General features: G+C 54.7%; 16 protein-coding genes. 8 read left to right on the forward strand and 8 right to left on the reverse strand.

Annotated features, from left to right (window positions below):
- Positions 1 to 53 precede the first annotated feature (53 nt).
- From Tam1G_RS05950 to purF, 4 genes are all read right to left on the reverse strand, one after another.
- The gene (locus tag Tam1G_RS05950; RefSeq protein ID WP_101625793.1) at positions 54 to 749 is read right to left on the reverse strand and encodes a C40 family peptidase; all 696 of its coding nucleotides are present in this window, start codon (positions 747 to 749) and stop codon (positions 54 to 56) included.
- A gap of 208 nt (positions 750 to 957) precedes the next feature.
- Positions 958 to 2226, reverse strand: a complete 1269-nt coding sequence (gene purD, locus Tam1G_RS05955) for a phosphoribosylamine--glycine ligase (RefSeq protein ID WP_033889591.1) — start codon at positions 2224 to 2226, stop codon at positions 958 to 960.
- A 66-nt stretch (positions 2227 to 2292) separates the two neighbouring features.
- Positions 2293 to 3330 carry a phosphoribosylformylglycinamidine cyclo-ligase gene (purM, locus tag Tam1G_RS05960; RefSeq protein ID WP_101625794.1) on the reverse strand — a complete coding sequence of 346 codons (1038 nt, stop codon included), beginning with the start codon at positions 3328 to 3330 and terminating at the stop codon, positions 2293 to 2295.
- Between the two features lie 136 nt (positions 3331 to 3466).
- Positions 3467 to 4978: an amidophosphoribosyltransferase gene (purF, locus tag Tam1G_RS05965; protein WP_101625795.1), complete on the reverse strand. Its 1512-nt coding sequence runs from the start codon at positions 4976 to 4978 to the stop codon at positions 3467 to 3469.
- 176 nt (positions 4979 to 5154) lie between these two features.
- Between purF and Tam1G_RS05970 the strand changes: the two genes are divergently transcribed.
- Together Tam1G_RS05970 and Tam1G_RS05975 are read left to right on the forward strand one after the other, a co-directional pair.
- Positions 5155 to 6783 carry a Y-family DNA polymerase gene (locus Tam1G_RS05970; RefSeq protein WP_242689669.1) on the forward strand — a complete coding sequence of 543 codons (1629 nt, stop codon included), beginning with the start codon at positions 5155 to 5157 and terminating at the stop codon, positions 6781 to 6783.
- Positions 6780 to 6998, forward strand: coding sequence for a hypothetical protein (locus tag Tam1G_RS05975; protein ID WP_101625797.1), 219 nt, complete (start codon positions 6780 to 6782; stop codon positions 6996 to 6998). The genes Tam1G_RS05970 and Tam1G_RS05975 overlap by 4 nt, the downstream gene beginning before the upstream one ends.
- 47 nt (positions 6999 to 7045) lie before the next feature.
- On the opposite strand, the gene Tam1G_RS05980 is transcribed toward Tam1G_RS05975, so the two are convergent.
- Positions 7046 to 7696, reverse strand: a complete 651-nt coding sequence (locus Tam1G_RS05980) for a helix-turn-helix domain-containing protein (RefSeq protein ID WP_243394870.1) — start codon at positions 7694 to 7696, stop codon at positions 7046 to 7048.
- 303 nt (positions 7697 to 7999) lie between these two features.
- On the opposite strand from Tam1G_RS05980, the gene Tam1G_RS05985 reads away from it, so the two are divergent.
- The 4 genes from Tam1G_RS05985 (at position 8000) to Tam1G_RS06000 (ending at position 11479) form a co-directional block, all read left to right on the forward strand.
- Entirely contained in the window at positions 8000 to 8185 is a 186-nt protein-coding gene (locus tag Tam1G_RS05985; protein ID WP_033889597.1) for a hypothetical protein, read from the forward strand.
- A 229-nt stretch (positions 8186 to 8414) separates the two neighbouring features.
- Positions 8415 to 9542, forward strand: coding sequence for a DUF4839 domain-containing protein (locus Tam1G_RS05990; RefSeq protein ID WP_165781921.1), 1128 nt, complete (start codon positions 8415 to 8417; stop codon positions 9540 to 9542).
- Positions 9543 to 9667: 125 nt separating this feature from the next.
- Positions 9668 to 10222 (forward strand): hypothetical protein, encoded by a 555-nt coding sequence (locus tag Tam1G_RS05995; protein ID WP_165781922.1) that lies wholly within the window; start codon positions 9668 to 9670, stop codon positions 10220 to 10222.
- A gap of 30 nt (positions 10223 to 10252) precedes the next feature.
- Positions 10253 to 11479: an SPFH domain-containing protein gene (locus tag Tam1G_RS06000; RefSeq protein ID WP_101625800.1), complete on the forward strand. Its 1227-nt coding sequence runs from the start codon at positions 10253 to 10255 to the stop codon at positions 11477 to 11479.
- Between the two features lie 130 nt (positions 11480 to 11609).
- Here the strand turns inward: Tam1G_RS06000 and Tam1G_RS06005 are convergent, their stop codons facing one another.
- Entirely contained in the window at positions 11610 to 12587 is a 978-nt protein-coding gene (locus Tam1G_RS06005; RefSeq protein ID WP_101625801.1) for an aldo/keto reductase family protein, read from the reverse strand.
- Positions 12588 to 12747: 160 nt separating this feature from the next.
- Here Tam1G_RS06005 and Tam1G_RS12010 point away from each other — a divergent pair, with 160 nt between their 5' ends.
- Positions 12748 to 12870, forward strand: a complete 123-nt coding sequence (locus Tam1G_RS12010) for a hypothetical protein (protein WP_279324890.1) — start codon at positions 12748 to 12750, stop codon at positions 12868 to 12870.
- Between the two features lie 22 nt (positions 12871 to 12892).
- Here the strand turns inward: Tam1G_RS12010 and Tam1G_RS06010 are convergent, their stop codons facing one another.
- Together Tam1G_RS06010 and Tam1G_RS06015 are read right to left on the reverse strand one after the other, a co-directional pair.
- Positions 12893 to 14098, reverse strand: coding sequence for a lactonase family protein (locus tag Tam1G_RS06010; protein WP_242689667.1), 1206 nt, complete (start codon positions 14096 to 14098; stop codon positions 12893 to 12895).
- Between the two features lie 127 nt (positions 14099 to 14225).
- Complete coding sequence (locus Tam1G_RS06015) at positions 14226 to 14786, reverse strand: DNA-deoxyinosine glycosylase (RefSeq protein WP_101625802.1); 561 nt, start codon at positions 14784 to 14786, stop codon at positions 14226 to 14228.
- A 203-nt stretch (positions 14787 to 14989) separates the two neighbouring features.
- Between Tam1G_RS06015 and Tam1G_RS06020 the strand changes: the two genes are divergently transcribed.
- The gene (locus Tam1G_RS06020; RefSeq protein WP_101625803.1) at positions 14990 to 15493 is read left to right on the forward strand and encodes a DUF1643 domain-containing protein; all 504 of its coding nucleotides are present in this window, start codon (positions 14990 to 14992) and stop codon (positions 15491 to 15493) included.
- Positions 15494 to 15529 lie beyond the last annotated feature (36 nt).

Genomic DNA, 15529 nt, shown 5'->3' on the forward strand with positions numbered 1-15529 from the left:
TGTGTGATGCTCATTAACCCCTCGCTGTAGGAATTGGAATTATGCGTTGATGCTTACTTCAGCACGCGGTAATACTGCATGCCACTCATGACTGCGGTGACTCGTGTGCCGAGAGCCGGAGTCATGGCGTGAATCATCAGACCATTGCCGATATAGATGCCGGCGTGCGTCGAACTGATCATCAGATCACCAGGCTGCGGGTCGGAAACCAGTGTGCCGGCAGAGCCTTGGCTAGCGGCAACGCGGGGGAGCGTGATGCCGAAATGAGCGAACACATAGGAAGTGAAGCCGGAGCAATCCCAGCCATCAGGAGTGGTGCCACCGTATACGTATGGGGAACCTTGGAACTGCAGTGCATACGCTACCAAATCAGAGGCGCTGCCGGATACCGGAACGTCGCTGGCGGCAATGCTGGTACGGCTGGAGCTGCGGCTGGCTGCTTCAGATGCGGCTTGTGATTGAGCTTGAGCTTCAGCGTCTTTTTCTGCCTGAGACTGGGTCTGCGGAACATTCAGGGATTCAACATCGCCCCAGTTGCCGTCGCTTTCGGTGGCGACGGATTCAGTGCCTACCGAAATGTGGCGAGTGGTTTTGACTGCGGGGAATGCGCGGGCGGAGGTCGTGGTAACGGCTGCGGTATCTGCGGCGGTGGCCATAGGCACAATACCCAGCGGAAGAGCAAGAGCTGCGACAGAGGCGATAATGGCCGCAACTTTACGAGTACGGGTAGAGGGGGGGAACTTCGTCATGAATACAGTAATTCCTTCCGGACAAACTGCCATCAACTATAACTTTGCCCCTGTACCTATGTAGGCACAGGGGCATGCGTTGCGTTCACTACTTCATCGCACATTCAGGTTCCTGAAGTAGCAGAAGTAGTGCAGCTGCAAGGCGCGTCGAGGAAGGCGTACAAAGGTACGTCGACGAGACTGCAACGCGGCAGATGTGCTGCTTCTGCTACTTCAGGGCTTTGAAGCCGATGTCGTGGCGATAAAACAGTCCCCGAAGTTCCAGCTTGTCGATGATCGCGTAGACCTTGTCCTGGGCGGACTTGATGTCCGGGGCGGAGGTTTCAACGAGGAGTACGCGGCCAGAGTTGGCGATGAGACCACCCTTGTCGTCGGAGGTGACGCCGGCGTAGTAAACGTGGGAATCCTCATCAACGTCGATTTCGGGAACGTGGGCGCCCTTGATGACGTTCTCCGGGTAACCCTTGGAGGCGATGACCACGCCGAGGGTGGCGTTGGACTCATTCCAGGTGAACTCGGGGTTGCCGTTGTTGAGAATGGCGTTGATGCCGGCACCGAGATCGGAGGTGAGCTTCGGGAGCACGACTTCGGTTTCCGGATCTCCGAAACGAGCGTTGAATTCGATGACCTTCGGGCCATCAGCGGTGGCGATCAGGCCAGCGTAAAGGATGCCGGTGAATGGAGTACCTTCCTCGGCCATGCCTTCGACGGTGGGGCGTACGATCTTTTCGATGGCTTCGTCAATCACGGACTGCGGAATCTGCGGAACCGGGCTGTAGGCGCCCATGCCACCGGTGTTCGGGCCTTCGTCGCCATCGTAGGCGCGCTTGTGGTCCTGAGAAATCGGCATTGGCCAGAATTCGGTGCCGTTGACGAAGCTCATCAGGGAGAATTCCTGACCCTCGAGGAAGTCTTCGATAACAACCTTGGCGCCAGCGGAGCCGAAGCGATGATCGACGAAAATATCTTCCAGTGCGCGAATGGCGGTGTGCAGGTCCATAGCCACGGTCACGCCCTTGCCAGCTGCCAAACCATCGGCCTTGATAACAATCGGGGCACCATGATCGTTGACGTAGTCCTTGGCAAGCTCCAGGTCGCTGAAGGTCTGGTATTTAGCGGTCGGAATGTTGTGACGCTCCATGAGCTGCTTGGCGAAGTCCTTGGAGCCTTCGATCTGAGCGGCGGCCTTGTTCGGGCCGAATGCCTTGATGCCAGCTGCTGCGAAGTCGTCCACAAGACCTTCGATCAGCGGTACTTCAGGGCCAACGAACACCCAGTCGTAATGGTTCTGCTGCACGAATTCGATGAGTGCGGCATGATTCGACTGGCTCAGGTGCGTGATATGAATACCGTCCTTGACCATGCCGGGGTTGCCCGGGGCCACGGTGACTTCATCGACGCTTGCACCTTTGAGCAGGGTGTATGCGATGGTGTGCTCGCGGGCACCGGAGCCGATGACGAGAACTTTCTGACCCATGATTGTCCTTTCCAATGAGTTGGCTCCCCTTCAATCAAGGGGAGCCAAGATACGAATTGCTGAGCGTTACTTAAGCGTGATCTGAGAACCGTCGGTGTCCTTGGTGATCTGGCCGATGACGTAGCCGGTTTCACCGTTGGATTCGAGCAGCTTCAAGGTTTCGTCGGCGCGCTCTGCCGAAACGGCGAGTACCATGCCGATGCCCATGTTGAAGATGTTGTACATCTCCTTGTGATCGATTTCGCCGGCCTTCTCCAACACGTTGAAGATCGGCAGCACAGGCCAGGAGCCGAGGTTGATTTCGGCGGCGAGACCGTCCGGAATCATGCGCGGCACGTTCTCGATGAAGCCGCCACCGGTGATGTGGGCAACGCCCTTGACCACGCCGGCCTTGAACAGCGGGGAGAGCGCCTTGACGTAAATCTTGGTCGGGGTGAGCAGCACGTCGCCGAGCTTTTCGCCACCAAGTTCATCCAGTTCGGTGTCCACGGTGTAGCCGGCCTGCTCGAACAGGGCCTTACGCACCAGAGAGAAACCGTTGGAGTGCACGCCGGTGGAAGGCAGACCGATCAGCGTATCGCCTTCGGTGATGGTGGAGCCGTCCACGATGGCGGACTTTTCGGCTACACCCACGGAGAAGCCGGCCAGATCGTATTCGTCTTCGTCGTACATGCCCGGCATTTCAGCGGTTTCGCCGCCGACCAGTGCGGAGCCGGCCTGAACACAGCCATCGGCCACGCCGGCTACGACCTGCTCAAGCAGGGCCGGGTCGTTCTTGCCGCAGGCGATGTAGTCGAGGAAGAACAGCGGTTCAGCACCCTGAGCGGCGATATCGTTGACGCACATGGCCACGCAATCGATGCCGATGGTGTTGTGCTTGCCGACCATCTTGGCCACCATGAGCTTGGTGCCCACGCCGTCAGTGCCGGAAATTAGCACCGGCTCTTTGTAACCCAGGGAAGCCAGATCGAACAGGCCTCCGAAGCCGCCGATGCCGCCCACCACACCGGGACGGTTGGTGCGAGCCACATGGGACTTGATGCGCTTGACGACTTCGTATCCGGCTTCGACGCTTACGCCGGCGTTCTCATATGCTTTTGGCATGAAAGGGCCTTTCTGATGCCCCTGGCTCCCCTTGTCAGGGGAGCTGGCTCGCGAAGCGAGACTGAGGGGTGGTCGTTATTGATTGAAATTTGAATGGTGTGCTGTTGCTGAGGATAGATGAAGAAAGCTGTCCTGATTATTCGTTTTCAGGCTGCACGGTGTTGTATTCGTTGCCAATGTACTTGCTCTTGTACAGAGCGAATTCAGGCAGGCGAACACGGTCTTCCGGAGTCAGCGACTTCAGGAAATCAGCCTCGTAATCATCAAGAGCGGTGGGGTAGTCGCCATTGAAGTAAGCCACGCACAGGCCTCCGTACGGGGCATCGGCGTTCAGGCCAATGGATTCCACCAAGCCGTCAAGCGAGAGGTATGCCAGGGAATCGGTGCCGATGTAGTCGCGGATTTCTTCCACGCTCATCTTGGCTGCGATAAGTTCCTTGGTGGTAGAGATATCGATGCCATAGAAGCAAGGGTACTTGAGCGGCGGGGAGCTGATGCGCATATGCACTTCGGCGGCACCGGCTTCCTTCAACAGTTGCACGATACGCTTGGAGGTGGTGCCGCGCACGATGGAGTCATCGATAACGATGACGCGCTTGCCCTTGACCACACCGCGTACAGCGGAAAGCTTCATACGCACACCCTGCTCACGCAGCTCCTGTGTGGGCTGGATGAAGGTGCGGGCCACATATTGATTCTTAATCAGACCCATCTCGTTCGGGAGCCCCGCAGCTTCCGCATAACCGGATGCGGCGGAAAGGGAGGAGTTCGGCACGCCGATGACCATATCGGCTTCGACCGGGGATTCTGCGGCGAGGCGTGCTCCCATGCGCTTACGAGCGGAGTGCACGTTGACGCCGTAGATGTTGGAATCGGGGCGTGCGAAGTAGATGTATTCCATCGAGCAGATGGCCAGCTGCGTGTTGTTGGTGTACTGCACGATCTTGTAGCCGTGATCGTTGACCACCACGATTTCGCCTGGGCGAATGTTGCGCACCAATTCGGCGCCGACCACGTCCAGTGCGCAGGTTTCGGAAGCGAGCACATAGGCGCCGTTCTTCATCTTGCCGAGGGAAAGCGGGCGGAAGCCGTTCGGATCGAGTGCGCCGATCATGGCGTCCTCGGTCATCAGCAGGTAGGCGAAACCGCCGTGCACAGTGTTGAGCGCTTCCTTGAGCTTGTCCATGAAGGTACGCTGCATCGAACGGCGAATCAAGTGCATCAGCACTTCGGTATCGGAGTTCGAGTGGAAGATAGCACCTTCGTCTTCGAGCTTGCGGCGTAGAGACGGGCAGTTCGTCAGATTGCCGTTGTGGCACAGGGCCACATCGCCATCATGGAAACGGAAGATGAACGGTTGGATGTTGTCCGTGGTGCCGGAACCGGCGGTGGCGTAACGCACATGACCAATGGCGCGATTGCCCTTCAGGCGTTCAATTTCACGCTCATCGCTGAACACCTGGGTAAGCAGGCCGAGTCCGCGATGGCCGGTGAGATGGCCGTTATCGTTGGAGACAATGCCGGCACCTTCCTGGCCGCGATGTTGCAGTGCGTGCAGGCCGAAATAGGTGAGTCGGGCGGCGTCGGGATGGCCCCATACGCCGAAGATGCCACATTCCTCATGAATGTCTTCGAGTTCAGCCGACAAGCCAAAGCTCCTTTTCAAGCAGGGGGATTCACTACCTGTTAACCCTACCAATCGGCGGCTACATCACCGTGTTTTCTTGCACGTTGCCTTGTAGAGACACTTATGGCAAGAACATCGAACAAATGTTCGACTACCTTGCTATGATAGGACCACTGCTGGCGGAAGGAGGTGCAGAGATGAATGATCAGCGTGGCCACGTGTATTTGGCCATTGATTTGAAATCCTTTTATGCCTCCGTGGAATGTGTGGCGCGCGGGCTTGACCCACTGACCACGCATCTGGTGGTGGCGGACGAAACGCGCACGGATAAGACCATTTGTCTAGCGGTCTCTCCTTCGCTGAAGGCATATGGCATTCCGGGGCGCCCACGTCTCTTTGAGGCCAAGCAGCGATTGGCCCAAATCAATATGGAACGGGCGATTCATGCTCCCGGCGGGCGGTTTGTGGGGGCGTCCTATCGCGCTCGCGAACTGGCCTTGAACCCAAGTCTCAAGGCCACTATGGTGATTGCGCCGCCGCGTATGGCGCATTATTTGGAAGTAAGCGGCCGAATTTACGGCATCTATCTGAAGTATGCCGCGCCTGAAGATATTCATGTCTATTCAATTGACGAGGTGTTCATTGATGCCACGCCATATTTGAAGACATTGGGCATGACGCCACATGAGATGGCCATGACCATAGTGAGGGACATTCTTGCCGAAACCGGCATCACGGCCACTGCTGGTATCGGCACCAATATGTATCTGGCCAAAGTGGCGATGGATATCGTGGCCAAACATATGCCCGCCGATAAAGATGGTGTGCGTGTTGCCGAATTGGATGAAATGTCATACCGGCGATTGCTGTGGGGGCATCGGCCGTTGAAGGATTTCTGGCGAGTGGGGCACGGTTATGCGCGCAAGCTCGAGAAAATCGGTCTGCTCACTATGGGGGATATCGCTCGATGCTCGTTGGGACGTGCTTCGGACTATTACAACGAAGACCTGCTCTACCGCATGTTCGGCGTGAACGCGGAACTGCTGATTGATCACGCGTGGGGTTGGGAGTCATGCACGATGGCGGATATCAAGGCCTATGAGCCGGAAGCGCACAGTACCAGTATCGGTCAGGTGCTTACCGGGCCTGCGGTCTGGCATACAGCCCGGCTGATTACCAAGGAGATGGCGGATGCGCTCGCGCTTGACTTGGTGGATAAAGGTGTGAAAACCAATCGCCTCACACTGGTTGTGGGATATGACATTGGCAGTCTTGACGCTGATAAGCTCGACGATTGCGAGGATCGTGACATGCGCATTTTGGCGAAGCGGGCTGCAAAGGAATATCACGGGCCGGTGGCCTATGACCATTACGGGCGCAAAGTGCCTAAGCCCGCGGTGGGCTCTATCGGATTAGGCGATTACACGGCATCCACCGAACGTATTCGAAAAGCAATGGCATTGCTGTTCGAGCGTATTGCGGATCCGCTGTTATTGGTACGGCGTTTGACGGTGGTTGCGGATGACATAGCCACGCCGGCAGAACTTGCGGCGGACAAACGGTATGAGCAGCTCGATTTGTTTGAGCAGGCGAAGTCGAATATTGAGGGCAGTGCAGGGTCAGTGGTGTGTTCAGAAGAAGATGCCTCAATGTCGATACGTCTGAGTGATGAGCACGGTCGAGCTGAGAGCGATGAAACCATTGAACGCACGCTGCTTACAATCAAGCAGCGTTTTGGCAAAAACTCCGTCGTCAAGGCCATGAACATGGAAGAAGGCGCTACGGGCATGGAGCGTAACGGACAGATTGGAGGTCATCGCGCATGACATTACGAGAAACCCATGCGTATGACGACATCATCGGTCTGCCTCATCATGTGTCGCGCAAGCATCCGCAGATGCCGAGAAGCAAACGTGCTGCACAGTTCATGCCGTTCGCGGCGCTGACCGGATATGAGCAGGTACTCGATCGGACAGCCAAAAACGTCGCAACCGCCATTGCCAAGGCTGAGGCGCAAGGCGATAACGATTTCGGCGCATAGGTTGCTGCATGTGGGGCATGCTATGCGTGATTGCAATGAGGCGGATCTTATCCCTCATGTGCTCGTGGGGTCGGGTATGTTTCTCGCACCAGCTGCGAGAATGATTCGCTGGCGAGGCCGAGGAAGGCTCCGGTGATGAGCTCGACGGTAAAACCGGTAGGTAGCTCGCTGTCGTCGGCCAATGTAGCCATCAGTGTGCCGAATTTGTCGGGTTCGTTGTTCCATATTGTCGACATTTCATGCAGCGTCATGAGTTTGGCGAGTAGTTCCTTAAGCCGCGGTGAGGAAAGGAACTTGTTGAGTGTATCCGTGCGGTAATGCTTCATGACGGCATCGTTAGCATCTTGGAAAATCCACTGGCGCACAGCTTCGATTGAAGCACTGTCTAAACCGGTGTAAGCGCATGCTTGACTCATGTCAAAGGTACGCTCATCGGTCTCACCGGTCAGGTAGCCGACGTCCACGTCAAAGAAATCGGCAATCATCGCCATTGTTTCGTATTTGGGGAAGCCGATTTCTCCCGAAGCCGTGCGATTGCCGGTGTTTAGCCAGCGGCTGACATCTTTCTGGTGGTATCTGGTCAAGTACTGCTTATTGAGTTGACTAACAAAAGACAACTGCGTCAACCCGCGTTCCTCCATGCATTGCTTGAGTCGTTCTCGCCAGATTGTTGCGTTCTGCCGATTTATATCATTCATGGTATATAAAAGCCTTCTTTTAGCAGAGTATTTATAACATATTATGTCATTGACATAATAACTTGCCGCCTTCACGATGGAACACAGAAGTGCAGAGTAGGGGTTCTTAACAAACTCAGTACGTGACTGAGGCGCTATTGTCCCTCCTCTCATAGCGTCAGGAGGGTGCAAGTTGAATTCACGGTGGGCGCATAGCATGGGCGAGCTCAATGGTGGCTCGCCGCTTGTGCGTACGCCTGATTCTGTTCGCAATGCCTGGCACCTATTAGGTATTTCCTTGCCTGTGTCATTCGGAGGGGACGAATGACACAGGCATTCACGCAACTGGCAACCGCCATCCTCCACGGTATGCGTGCGGTCGATGATGCCGCACGTGATATATCCGAAAAGCAATCGGACGAAACCTCCGATACGGGCAAAGGCGTAGATGCCAATTCCGCTGGTACCGGTTTGCAACCACTGAAAGGAACCAATCATGACCATGTCTGATACGCAGAATGGGGCAGCGCCGACAGTTCCTAATGGACGGGTGCTGATGACATTCAGCTTCGAAAATGATGGTCAGCATGTGTATGACGCAATGCGTAATATGCTGTCTTTTAGTGCCGAATTCATGATGAAATCTTGCGATGATGCGTCTCGGTCTATAACTTGTGCGGCGTATGACGGCGGCTGTGACCTTACTGCAGTAGTTTCCAATGAGGGAAATAGGTCTACAGTGACTTTGTATGCAGCCGATCCTGACGATGGCTTGGTGCACAAGCATGCAGAGCGATTCCACAACGATTTGATGGCGCAATTACAGGTCAACTCACCAACATGGGCCGGCCCAACGCCGCAGCGGTTCGCATCTGCGTCTGTGCCAGTGCAGACGGCACAAGGACGCTCCGGCAAAATGAATGGCACAACAGGAGCGCGGAGCAAGCCGGGATTTGGAACGATGATTGTGGCTTGGTTTGCTGGCTTGGACCGTAAAGGGCGGACTACGTTGGCTTGGATAGCCGCTGGCGTGCTGTTTGTGCTGATTCTCATAGGCGTTGTTAGTTGCGGCATTGCCAGTGAACATGCACCGTTGCCGGAAGGCATGTCTCGAATGCCCGAATCTGCCGCCACGTTCGAAGGGCAGAATTATGAGGATGTCGTCACACAGCTGAAGAATGCCGGATTCACCAATATTGAAACCAAAGCTCAGGAAGATCTCATTACCGGATGGATGACCAAGGAGGGCGAAGTAGACAAGGTCTCAGTCGCCGGGGAAACCGATTTCTCCGCTTCGGAACAATTCAAGTCCGATGTGAAAATCGTCGTGACCTACCATGCCTTCCCTTCAGACAGTAGTTCCGGTGACAATACATCGTCGGATACTTCCAGCGGCAGCGAAGAATCATCGCCTTCAACTGGCACTGACACCACTCAAACTGAGAACCCATCGGAAACCGATACACAATCCAGCGAATCTGCGGAGAGTGCTGGCATGACCGAACAGAACAATCCTGAATTTGCGGCTCTGCTTGCCGGTCCTGATATGGGTTCATCGGTAAGCGCATTCGCTACGAAATACGCAAATCACGTAATCGAATATGACGGTTACGTAGCTAGTGTGGCGCCACATGGTAATTACAAAACTCGTTTCGATTACTTGATTCTTGCTGGAGATGACGATGCCAGTGCGCATGGTCCGAATTTCCAGTTTGCTGACGTGAATTATTCGGATTTGCATCTCAGTGCAAACGCTCCCGATACTTTCGGTTTGGGATTGAAAGTGCACGTCAAAGCGAAAGTGAAGTCATACGATTCCTCCACCGGCCTGTTCCAATTGGAATCGGTGGCCATTTCCATGCGTTAGTTGCCACACGACGATTCAAGAATTTGCTTGGTAATGAGGGGCAAAAAGGAGCGGAAGTGAAGAATTTCCATTTATATTCCGATGAAGCTGTGTTGTTGCAGACCAATAGCGCGAGGTGCACAAGCTTGGAGTCAGGTTCCACTGATGAACTGATTCTGACTAACCGGCGCATTATTCATCGGTGGAGCATCCCAAAGCTATTCTCCAAAAACATTGAACACGTTGATGAATACCCACTGGACCGCATCAAAATCGTTGATGGCAAGGTTCAGGCACAATATTGGCGTAACGCCGCAAGCGAAAATGATCAGGAACTGCGACTGTTCCTACGCGATCAGGAATTGTTCTTTATTTTTTGGTCGGATAAGCCAAGAGACGCTCGCAATGAGATTTTTCAATGGATGGATGCCATTAGTATGCAGTTGACAGGCGTTCCAGCGGACAAGCCTGCGGATTCAAGCACTGCCAAAGCCATTCCTGGCGTTGCCTGGCTGACCGACACCATCAAAGGCACAGTAGATACGGTGCGTGAAACCTGGACTGGGCAGAGCGTCAAGCAGCCAGTACCTGTTGTGCGCAAACCTATCAATAAGCAGTGCAAGGGATGCCACGCTCCGCTGTCTGGAATCCCAGGTCAGCTTGTGGTGTGCAAATACTGCGATACCAAACAGACGTTGTAAATACATAATTTTCTCAATCAAGGAAACATCATGGGCGTATTGAGAGCACTGGGCGATTCATTCTCGGGAACGCTCGCCGATCAGTGGAAAGACATCTTCACCGCAGGAAGATTTGATGAACACGTCGTAGTGGCACCGGGCGTGCTGCAGAGTACGAACCGTGGGCGGGGTGCGAATGTACGCGGATCCGAAGGCGTTATTACCAGCGGTTCGCTGATTTATGTACCGGAAAACACGGCAGCGTTTATTTTCAGTGGCTCCGGTATCGAAAATGTGATTTCTCAGCCGGGCACATACGAGTACCAGAATGGCCAACAGTCGATTTTCAATGGTGGCGGCATCGGTGAATCATTGTTCAGCCAAATGGGCGAGCGCATCGGTTACGGTGGCATTAGCGGCGATTACAAGCAAATCGCATTCGTAAACTTGCGGGAAATTCGCGATATCAAATTCGGCACCCGCGGCCCACTGATGTATAACGACAAGTTTTATGGCACGGATTTGGAAATCTTCGCGTATGGGTCGTTCGCTATCAAAGTGATTGATCCAGTGCGTTTCGTTCGTAATTTTGTGCCGCCGAACGTTATGTCGTACACGTTTGATGATCCTGCTGCGCGCTCCCAGGTGCTTTCGGACTTTCTACAGTCGTTTATTGTGGCCGTTAATTCGCTGTCTGCAGAATGCCGCATTTCGCAGTTACCGGCAAAAGCCAATGAAATAGCGCAATGCGTTCATTCGGATCCGGCAAATGCTGGAACATGGCGTGAGCGTTTCGGATTTGACTGCGTCAAGGTCTCTATTGAAAACATTGAATTCTCGCCGGAATCGCGCGAGCTGGTCAAGCAGTTCTCGTCCAATAAGATGAACGTCAAAGCATATGAGGGCGTTTCTGTTGAAGCTGGCAACATGGCGGCTCAGCAGAAGATTGCGCAGGGTATTCAAGACGGCGGTTTGGGTGAGATGGGCGGCATGTTATTCGGCATGAACATGGCGCAAGGCCTTGGGCCGGTGGGGCAGATGCCGGGTACTCCTGGAGCTGGTGCTTGGCCGGGGCAGCCAGCTGCCGCATCGGTAACGAATCCGTCTTCTGAGATTGCACCTGCTGAACCAGCTGCATCAGCGTCTGCTGTGAAACCGCAGGCTTTGTCGCTGGACGATCAACTGAATGCGGTGAAAAAGCTGAAGGAATTGCTGGACGCTGGCATTCTTTCTCAGGATGAGTTTGAGGCCAAGAAGAAACAGATTCTTGGGTTGTGAGGTGAGTACAACGCAATAGGTTTGCGTCATATTGGTGCTCCGAGAGGATGATTGCAACAAACAAGTGCCGCGACCACGCGATGATTCGCTATGGTCGCGGCACTTGCTCTATGAGGGCTGTGGTAATCAATCAGCCCACGTGACGCTCGAAGCGGTGGAAGCCGGTGATTTTGTCGATTTCAGCCATTGCATCAGCCGGGATTTCGAAGCCGGAGGCCTTGATGTTGTTTTTGAGCTGGCTCGGCTTGGAAGCGCCGGCGATGACGCAGCTGATTTCCGGATGCTGCAGAATCCAAGCCATTGACAGAATCGGCAGGTTCGTGCCGAGTTCGTCGGCCACCTTGCGAAGCTGCTCGACCTTGTCGAGGTTTTCGTCGGTCAGTAGGTCGTTGATCTGATGGTCGGACTGCCAGGTTGCGCGGGAGCCGGCCGGCAGCGGCTGACCCTTGCGGTACTTGCCGGTCAGCAGGCCCTGAGCCAGCGGGGAGAACGTGGTGATGCCGATGCCGAGTTTGCGGCAAGTGCCCATGATCTCATGCTCGATGTAGCGGTCGTTCAGGTTGTACTGCGGCTGCACCACGGTGATCGGGTAGAGGTTGTAGCGGTCGATGATGCGCTGTGCCTCTTCTAGGCGGGCGGAGCCCCATTCCTCGGAAACGCCGTAGTAGAGCACCTTGCCCTGAGCCACCAGATCGCTCATGGCGCGCAGTGTTTCGGTCAGATCGGTGGTCTCATCGAAACGATGGCAGAAGTACATGTCCAGGTAATCAAGCTGCATGTTCTTCAGCGTCTGATCAATGCTCTCGAAAATGTGCTTGCGGGACAGGCCGCGGTCGTTCACACCTTCGCCGGTGGGGAAGAAGACCTTGCTGGAGATCACCAGTTCCTTGCGCGGATATTCCTTCAGCACTTCGCCGAGGAATCGCTCTGCTGCGCCACCTGAGTAGGCGTCGGCGCAATCGAAGAAGTTGATGCCATTATCGTACGCCAGCTTCACGGTTTGCTTGGCTACATCTTCGGCGGCGGTGCCTTTGAGGTCGGTGACCCAGCTGCCCAGTGCGACCTCACTGATTTTCAGACCAGACTTGCCAACGCTGCGATACTTCATTGTTGCTCCTTTGTTGCTCTGTGAGTGCGCGCAACGTTTGCTACATGCTTTCATGTGCGCACAAGCTATTTATCGATAATATCACGGCCTTGCCGTGAGCGCTAACAACTCTTAGTAAAGTGCTTCAACCATACTTGAACGCAAATCGTGCAATGCCGGCATGTCGCAGTGTCTCACCGTGTTGCCCGCCACATTGCAGTGGATCCAAGGATTGCGCCGCAAAGGGGTACGGTTTGTGACGCAATCCTTGAAATCCATCACCAAGACGGAGATCGCATGGTAGTCAACGGGTCGCTGGCTGGCTTTTAGAGCTTTACAAACACGGTGGGGGAGCCGGACGGGAGATTGGCGGTTACTGTGGACTCGCCATTGGAGGCAAGCGCGAATGCCGTCACATTGTTGGATACCTCGTTGGCCACGAGCAACAGGTTGCCGATTGGCAGAATGTGTCGTGGTCGGCTGCCGCCGCAGTCGATGCCATGACCTTGCCAACCGGGTTCGCTGGTTGCGGCCATTCGTTGCAGCTGCTCGCCGTTCCAGCTCAGTGCCACGATGCGTTCGGAACCGCGCAAACCGACGTATGCAATACCGGAAACCGTGTCTGTGGTGGAATCTCCAGCTCTCAGCGCCTTCCACGGTACGAAAGCCAGCGAGGCGGCTTGGTCGATTGAATCGCCGCCGAGCTCCACGGTTTGCAGTACATGGATGTCGTCAGCGCTGTTCGAGTCTGCTGCAGGTCCAAGCAGCGTTACCGTGTTGCCCCATTCGCCGACTACGGCCACGCGCCAATTGCATGCCGAATCACCGCTGCTTACCGGTAGCAGATGCATGTCACGAGGACCGGTGCCAGGTGCCAGTTGCACAGCGCCATCGCGCACCAGCTTGCCGGAGTCCCAATGATGCACATAAATACGATCGACACCCAAATCAGTGGAAAGTACGCGGCCGTCTGGTAGGGGAAGAATCCAATGCGCGTGCGGGCCTTCCTGGGCAGGCAGCGGGCCATGCCCTTCGCCGACCAGCACCTGTGACGCCTCAAGCACTGCGCCATCGGCAGCAATCGGATGCACGCAGACGTGCCCATCGGCGTAACAAGCCACGATCAGATGCCTGTTGCCTGAATCATCCGCGCAGACCACGGCATGGGTGGGGCTTGCTCCCGGCGTTGCGATGCGGGAAAGCTCGATAAGGTGCACGTTGCTGCCGTTTCCACCCTGCTCGATGCGAAATGCGGCCACCTCATTGGTGTCTTCAAGCACGGCATAGAGCAGATCGCCGTCGCGCTCAATCCATGTAGGGGATGGCACGTCAGCGAGCACGCCTGCCTTAGTCAAGGTAATTGTGCTGGAATTGCTTGAGAGATTACCGTTCGCTCCAGTGGCCGTGTTGGTCGTCTCTGTGAACACTTCCAACGTCTCTATGCCTGGGCAATGTGAGCCACGGATACTGCCAAATCCACCAGTAAGTACCATTGCATACACGTCGTTGTTCATCGTATTCAAGTCAACCATGATGCCCAATCTACTCCTGAGCTATTCCGGCGAGCAGAGGTTTGCGAATATTTGCCAAGCTTTGGCCGGCTGCATGTGCGTGCGCTGCATGCTGGTGATTTGCGCAAATGCGTGCTTGGGGAATCAGTTATGCGTTCACCGATATGCCTGCAGCACGGAAGGCATTGCGGTAATCATCAATAAGATCAGACAAATGCTTGGCAGCATTGGCTGGACTGGTGGATGGTAATGGTGTCATGTCGATATCGAATCCGGCTGCGGCTAGTTCCGGCGTGATTAGCTTGCGGTACAGCTGTGCGGCTTTCGCGCCGGTGGTGAATATATGCGATATTGGTGCGCCGCGCAGAATCGGTGCGAGATCATTGGGCACTGCATTGCGAATACTGGCATCGCTGGCGCCAGTGATATCGCAGGAGGCGATTACATCCCACAGAGCGATGCCGTGGCGCAAGGCGAATGTGCGGCGAGATTCAGCCGAATCGCCTGCGCGGTCAGACGCATCGGCAAGGTTGGCAAAGACAGCTTCCATGACAGGCCAGAACCGATTGCGCGGATGCATGTAATAAAACGCTGCTTCGCGAGATTTTGGGCTCGGCATCGAACCCAAAATCAGCATGCGCGATTGACCATCCCATACCGGTCCGAACTCATGCTCCACATGATTACACTGCTTGGCCTGCGCATCCATACTGTCCATCCTATGCATGGGCGCTGGCGCTGCTGGCGAATCATACAAACCAGTAGAAAATTACCTGCTTATTGTAAGTCGGCTGAAACTGATGACGAACAATCCTATTGACGATATTCGTAAGACCTTACTGTCTATTTACAATAGGAGATGCTCGAGGAATGTTTCTAAGAATAGGTTGTTATAGGGAGGTTCCATAAGCAATGCCCCATACATATATCCGATCTTCGGCCAACATAAGCGAAGATAAGAAATACCGCTATGAACTTAGTCGTACATGGGATGATGCGCTGCCATCCATCGCATTCATTTTGCTTAACCCCTCGACTGCTGATGCGGATATCGATGACCGTACAGTAGAGCATTGTGTTGAATATGCGAGGCGATGGGGATATGGGACAGTCAGTATGTACAACCTTTATGCGTACCGGACAACGTATCCTGAAGAGCTTGAAGCGCAAGGGTTTCCTGTCGGGCCGCAGAATGATGAAATCCTAAAATCTGTGGCTGCAACCGGGGTTCGTATCATTGTCGCATGGGGCAATAATGCTCGTGCCGAACGAATCGATGAGGTTATGGCAATCATCGGGCGTCCTGTCGAATGCCTTGGAATCAACAAGAATGGAAGTCCTAAACATCCGGCGCGCCTTCCTTACAACCTTCAGCCGCAAGCTTGGCCTTACCAGGCTAGAATAATCCAACAATAGGGCAGTAATAGGGGCGTTCTGAACGGTTTCACCGCT

Source organism: Bifidobacterium imperatoris (assembly GCF_002860405.1).
Taxonomy (GTDB): Bacteria; Actinomycetota; Actinomycetes; order Actinomycetales; family Bifidobacteriaceae; genus Bifidobacterium; species Bifidobacterium imperatoris.

What these genes read in the sequence shown, in the direction of transcription:
- Tam1G_RS05985 (WP_033889597.1), top strand. Translation starts at nt 8,000, where the DNA reads ATGACACAGGCATTCACGCAACTGGCAACCGCCATCCTCCACGGTATG.
- Tam1G_RS05970 (WP_242689669.1), top strand. Translation starts at nt 5,155, where the DNA reads ATGAATGATCAGCGTGGCCACGTGTATTTGGCCATTGATTTGAAATCC.
- Tam1G_RS05950 (WP_101625793.1), bottom strand. Translation starts at nt 749, where the DNA reads ATGACGAAGTTCCCCCCCTCTACCCGTACTCGTAAAGTTGCGGCCATT.
- Tam1G_RS05980 (WP_243394870.1), bottom strand. Translation starts at nt 7,696, where the DNA reads ATGAATGATATAAATCGGCAGAACGCAACAATCTGGCGAGAACGACTC.
- Tam1G_RS06010 (WP_242689667.1), bottom strand. Translation starts at nt 14,098, where the DNA reads ATGGTTGACTTGAATACGATGAACAACGACGTGTATGCAATGGTACTT.
- Tam1G_RS05975 (WP_101625797.1), top strand. Translation starts at nt 6,780, where the DNA reads ATGACATTACGAGAAACCCATGCGTATGACGACATCATCGGTCTGCCT.
- Tam1G_RS12010 (WP_279324890.1), top strand. Translation starts at nt 12,748, where the DNA reads ATGTCGCAGTGTCTCACCGTGTTGCCCGCCACATTGCAGTGGATCCAA.
- Tam1G_RS06020 (WP_101625803.1), top strand. Translation starts at nt 14,990, where the DNA reads ATGCCCCATACATATATCCGATCTTCGGCCAACATAAGCGAAGATAAG.
- purM (WP_101625794.1), bottom strand. Translation starts at nt 3,330, where the DNA reads ATGCCAAAAGCATATGAGAACGCCGGCGTAAGCGTCGAAGCCGGATAC.
- purD (WP_033889591.1), bottom strand. Translation starts at nt 2,226, where the DNA reads ATGGGTCAGAAAGTTCTCGTCATCGGCTCCGGTGCCCGCGAGCACACC.
- Tam1G_RS06005 (WP_101625801.1), bottom strand. Translation starts at nt 12,587, where the DNA reads ATGAAGTATCGCAGCGTTGGCAAGTCTGGTCTGAAAATCAGTGAGGTC.
- Tam1G_RS06000 (WP_101625800.1), top strand. Translation starts at nt 10,253, where the DNA reads ATGGGCGTATTGAGAGCACTGGGCGATTCATTCTCGGGAACGCTCGCC.
- Tam1G_RS06015 (WP_101625802.1), bottom strand. Translation starts at nt 14,786, where the DNA reads ATGGATGCGCAGGCCAAGCAGTGTAATCATGTGGAGCATGAGTTCGGA.